General features: G+C 63.9%; 9 protein-coding genes. 5 read left to right on the top strand and 4 right to left on the bottom strand.

Annotated elements, in window-relative coordinates; all coding sequences use genetic code 11:
- The coding region (locus AC1DSN_RS18770) for a PAS domain S-box protein (protein ID WP_477332179.1) at nucleotides 1-384 on the bottom strand (384 nt) is incomplete at its 3' end.
- A gap of 160 nt (nucleotides 385-544) precedes the next feature.
- Between AC1DSN_RS18770 and AC1DSN_RS18775 the strand changes: the two genes are divergently transcribed.
- Nucleotides 545-1081 (top strand): BON domain-containing protein, encoded by a 537-nt coding sequence (locus AC1DSN_RS18775; protein ID WP_477332181.1) that lies wholly within the window; start codon nucleotides 545-547, stop codon nucleotides 1079-1081.
- A gap of 1 nt (nucleotide 1082) precedes the next feature.
- On the opposite strand, the gene AC1DSN_RS18780 is transcribed toward AC1DSN_RS18775, so the two are convergent.
- Together AC1DSN_RS18780 and AC1DSN_RS18785 are read right to left on the bottom strand one after the other, a co-directional pair.
- Nucleotides 1083-1502: a response regulator gene (locus tag AC1DSN_RS18780; protein WP_477298200.1), complete on the bottom strand. Its 420-nt coding sequence runs from the start codon at nucleotides 1500-1502 to the stop codon at nucleotides 1083-1085.
- Nucleotides 1503-1720: 218 nt separating this feature from the next.
- On the bottom strand, nucleotides 1721-2080 hold the full coding sequence (locus AC1DSN_RS18785) for a DUF1304 domain-containing protein (protein ID WP_477332183.1): 360 nt from the start codon (nucleotides 2078-2080) through the stop codon (nucleotides 1721-1723).
- A gap of 86 nt (nucleotides 2081-2166) precedes the next feature.
- Between AC1DSN_RS18785 and AC1DSN_RS18790 the strand changes: the two genes are divergently transcribed.
- Genes AC1DSN_RS18790 through AC1DSN_RS18805 form a run of 4 tightly spaced genes read left to right on the top strand, consistent with a single transcriptional unit; the run spans nucleotide 2167 to nucleotide 4192 of the window.
- On the top strand, nucleotides 2167-2454 hold the full coding sequence (locus tag AC1DSN_RS18790) for a hypothetical protein (RefSeq protein ID WP_477332185.1): 288 nt from the start codon (nucleotides 2167-2169) through the stop codon (nucleotides 2452-2454).
- 36 nt (nucleotides 2455-2490) lie between these two features.
- A complete protein-coding gene (locus AC1DSN_RS18795) occupies nucleotides 2491-2859 on the top strand; it encodes a UBP-type zinc finger domain-containing protein (protein WP_063570676.1) in 369 nt (122 codons plus the stop codon).
- On the top strand, nucleotides 2856-3836 hold the full coding sequence (locus tag AC1DSN_RS18800) for an NAD(P)H-quinone oxidoreductase (RefSeq protein WP_477298954.1): 981 nt from the start codon (nucleotides 2856-2858) through the stop codon (nucleotides 3834-3836). Before AC1DSN_RS18795 ends, AC1DSN_RS18800 begins: the two co-directional genes overlap by 4 nt.
- Nucleotides 3837-3856: 20 nt before the next feature.
- Nucleotides 3857-4192: a tRNA-binding protein gene (locus AC1DSN_RS18805; protein WP_213950126.1), complete on the top strand. Its 336-nt coding sequence runs from the start codon at nucleotides 3857-3859 to the stop codon at nucleotides 4190-4192.
- A 51-nt stretch (nucleotides 4193-4243) separates the two neighbouring features.
- On the opposite strand, the gene AC1DSN_RS18810 is transcribed toward AC1DSN_RS18805, so the two are convergent.
- Nucleotides 4244-4465, bottom strand: a 222-nt coding sequence (locus AC1DSN_RS18810) for a beta galactosidase jelly roll domain-containing protein (protein ID WP_477332187.1), incomplete at its 5' end; no start/stop codon positions are given.

Raw genomic sequence — 4465 nt, forward strand, 5'->3', positions numbered from 1 at the left:
GTGTACCAGCACGGAGGCGACCTGGTCTCCCTCATGGTCGACCACGGGATAGGCTGAGCCCTGCATCGTCTGCCGCGAGCCATCCGGCCGGYGAACCACCCAGCGGGCGTGCTTGCTGGTCTCGCCTTTACGAACGGCGCGGGCCAGCGGGAGATCTTCGGACGGGTATGGCCGACCTTCTTCGGTGAAGATGCTGTACATCCGGCTGTAGTCTTCCGGCCCCACCGCCAGTCGAACCCACCCATGCAACTCCGCCGCACGTTCATTGACGTGGACGATGTCGCCCTGGGCATCCGCGACGATCACGCCGAACGACGTGTCCTTGAGACTACGCCATGGATGACCCCCGAAGGTCCACGGCTCATCGAAACTGATACGCGACATCTCACCCCCGTAACGATGTCTGGCGGATCGCCGGTTTCCGACGATGTGCGGGCCATAGTGGACAAAACCGCCGGTAGCCACAAGGGAACTACGTCGCGTCCACGCGCCCTGCATGGATAAAAGCGAAGACTGACCACTCTTACCGTGCCGGAGTCCCACCATGGGTCGTTTTGATGAACGTAACGTGCCGGGCGACGAGTTCGGCAGCATGTACGCCAACCGGGGTCGTTTCCCCGAGCAGCGGGACTTCGGGGCGAGTCCCTATGAGGCGGGTCATGAGGCCAGCGCCGGGCGACACCCAGGCCACCGCGACTTTGGCGGGCACCATGCTTACGAAGGACGCCATCCTGGGCACCGCAACTTCGGCCGCGATGAGGGCGATTCCGCGCATGGTGGCGAAGGACGCCGTTGGACGGCGTCAGGCTATCCCGGCGGATATCGGGGTGTCGGTCCTCGAGGCTACGCGCGCGCCGACGAACGCATCAGCGAGGACGTATGCGAAAGACTGACGCTGCACGACGCGATCGACGCATCGAACATCCAGGTGGGCGTGTCGGAGGGCGTGGTCACGTTGAGCGGGGACGTGCCCGAGCGCTACATGAAACACCTTGCCGAGGACGCGGTGGTGGATACCGTGGGGGTAAAGGAGGTCGAGAACACGCTGCGCGTAAGGGCGGGCATCCGGACCGAGGCTTGATTCAGCCGCGGCCAGCTGCTGACAAGGCGACGCTGGCCGCTGTCGCGTGCACCGCGACGCGTCCGCAAGCCTCGCGGATGGCGTGTTCCAGTTGCTGCGCGCTATAGGGCTTGCACACGAGAGGAGCGAGGTATCGAACCGGGATGTCGAGTGGCATCGCGCCGGTCGCGAGCACGAAGGGAATGCCTCGACGGATCAGTTCGTCCAGCGCGGGATAAGCCATGATGCCTTGCAGATCCAGGTCCACGACGGCGACGTCGCAGCGCTCCACGTGGGCCACGCGAATGGCATCTTCGATACACCCGGCGCACGCCACCACCTCATAGCCCAGCCGACCGACGAGTAAGTCTGTGAGCGCTGAGGCCAACCCGGAATGGTCTTCGAAAATGATCGCGCGTGGCGCCGCCTGCTCAGTAATCATGAAAGCCTCGATATCGGCTTTGGGGAAGCTGTGGATGAAACTACTACCGATTTTGCACGTTGAATATAGACCACTAGGCAGATTTTTCACGGTGGCCGAATAGACCTTTCACGAACGTATGGCCAGGCGACGCATTAGCTCGATTGAATCGCAATTCCGTCATATCCAGTCACGGATATCATCGGATTCGACGATAAAAGGCTACGCTCCCCTTCCGATCAGCGAGCGAGCCACTGCGCGGCGAGCGCCAGGGCGGCGGGCAAGGCCTGCACGACCAGGATGCGACGGCTCGCGGTGAGCGCACCCCAGAGGCCGGCGATCACCACGCACCCCAGGCCGTAGAACACGAAGGCGGTGGCAAACGGTTCGCGCAGCGCCAGGCCAAGCACCAGGGCCACCACCAGGAAGGCGTTGTACAGACCCTGATTCGACGCCAGGGCGGCGCTGTCACGGGCAAATTCCTGCGTAATGCCGAACACCTTCGGCCCACGCGTGCGCCAGAGCAGCATTTCCAGCAGCACGATATACACGTGGATAAGGATCACCAGCACGGTGAGTACGGTAGCGACGACGGCCATGACGATCCTTGCTTGGGAGTGACCGCGATTCTACTTAGGCCAGATGGTGGATTGCAGGGGTCCGGCGCTGACGCTCTCATTAGCGGATGCATAACCTCATCGCGGCACAGGAGATCTCGCTGGAGGCCCTCGGGCTCCTCCAGGCCCTGCTGCACCACGACTACTTCGAAGCACAGTTCCGCGCCAACCATGTCGCCCGACACGCCCTGGAGCATGAACACCTGCCCGTAGCCGACGCCGCGGAACGGATCGAAGGGCTACTCGAGCGGGGTTGCCCGAACAGCGTGGAATTACGTATCGCCCTGCGCTTCCTCGCCGCCTCGGTCGACAGCATGCAGTTGATCGAACTCAACCGGGCCGGACACATTCTCTGATCGGGTAGGATCGGGGCATCCCCTCAGGAGGTGCCCATGAACAGCGAAAACGACGGTATCGACCTGGCCGCCGAACCCAGCGGCAACGGCTGCGTGGAGTGCCTGGCGGCCGGCACCTGGTGGTTCCATCTGCGCCGCTGCGCCCAGTGCGGCCATATCGGCTGCTGCGACGACTCGTTGCACAAGCACGCCAGCAAGCATGCGCATGCCACCGGCCATCCCGTCATCCAGAGCTTCGAGCCCGGCGAAGACTGGTTCTACGATTACCGCACCGACGACATGTTCGACGGGCCGTCGCTCAAGCCTCCGCACAGCCATCCGCGCGACCAACCGACGCCGGGCCCCGAAGGCCTCGTGCCGCGCCGCTGGCAGGCYGTACTCGCGCGCGGCGAGGAAAACCCGTGAAGGCCATCGTCTTCGACGAGTTCGGTGCGGCCGATGTCCTTCAGCTCAGGGACGTCGCAGAGCCCGAGCTTCGGGACAGCGACCTTCTCATCCGTAATCATGCTGCAGGGGTCAATCGCGCCGACATCATCCAGCGCACGGGTGGCTACGGGAAAGACAGCTTCGGCGACTCCGCCATCATGGGCCTGGAACTTGCCGGTGAAGTGATCGCGGTGGGCAAGGACGTGCAAGGTTTCGCCATCGGCGACCGCGTGATGGGTATTGTCGGTGGCGGTGGCTACGCCGAACAGGCCCGCATAGACTACCGCATGGCCATGCGGATTCCCGAAGGCGTCGACTATGTGCGGGCGGCCGGTATTCCCGAGGCGTTCGTCACCGCCCACGAAGCCGCCTTCCACCTCGGMCGGCTCGACGCCGGCGAGAGCATCCTCATTCACGCGGCGGCCAGCGGCGTCGGTTCTGCCGCCGTGCAGCTCGCGCATGCGGCGGGTGCACGGGTTTTTGCCACGGCAAGCGCCACCAAGCTCGGCCGCGTGCGCGAGCTCGGGGCGGATATCGCCATCGACTACAACACCGACGACTTCGCGAAAGTGATCGGGAGCGAGACCGGCGGCAAGGGTGTCGACGTAATCGTGGATTTCATCGGTGCGCCCTACTTCGAACGCAACCTGGCGTCACTCGACTTCGGCGGACGGCTCATCGAAGTCGGCCTCCTCGGCGGGGCGAAGGGTGCCTCCCTGCCCCTGGACCGCCTGCTGTATCGCCACCTGCAGATCATCGGCACGGTGATGAAGTCGCGCCCACAGAGTGTCAAGCAGGCCATGACGAGACGCTTCCGCGATCGCTGGCTGGATGCGTTCAACGACGGCACGCTCGTGCCGGTCATCGACAGCACGTTCCCCCTCGCCGAGGCCGCGGCGGCGCATAAGCGCATGGAGTCCTCGTCCAGTGTCGGTAAGATCATCCTCACCATGTAGCAGCAAAGACGAGCTTGACGATGAGTGACACGATTACCTGGGACGATTTCGAGAAGGTGATGCTGGTGGCAGGCACCGTGGTCCGCGCCGAGATCTTTCCCGAAGCGAAGCGCCCTGCCTATCTGATCTGGGTGGACTTCGGGCCTCACGGCGAGCGCAAGACCAGCGCACAGGTCACGGGTGTGTACCAACCCGACGACCTCGTCGGGCGGCAGATCGTCGGCGTGATCAACTTTCCCGAGAAGCAGATCGGACCCGTGCGTTCGCAGTTCCTGCTGACAGGGTTTCATACGGACGACGGCGTCGTGATCACGACCGTCGAGCGGCCCGTGCCCAACGGCACGCGCATGGCCTGAGGCGATGCTTGGCGCCGCCGGAGCAGTACGGCTCCGGCGGCGTACCCGCGCTTACTTCGCAGGGGTATCGAACACCGGATCCTTGAGTCCGGCGATCGTGTGTGAACCACCGGCCTGCATCTCGAGCACCACGATATCGTTACGCCCCTTCTTCAACCACGAAGCCGGCACGTAAAGGGTCTGCTGCGGCCCGATGTGCCAGAAGCGGCCAAGGTGGTGACCATTGACCCAGACATTGCCCTTGTTCCAACCGCGCATGTCGAGGAACGTGCC

The sequence above is a fragment of the Luteibacter sp. P4_D7_3 genome (genome assembly GCF_056401735.1).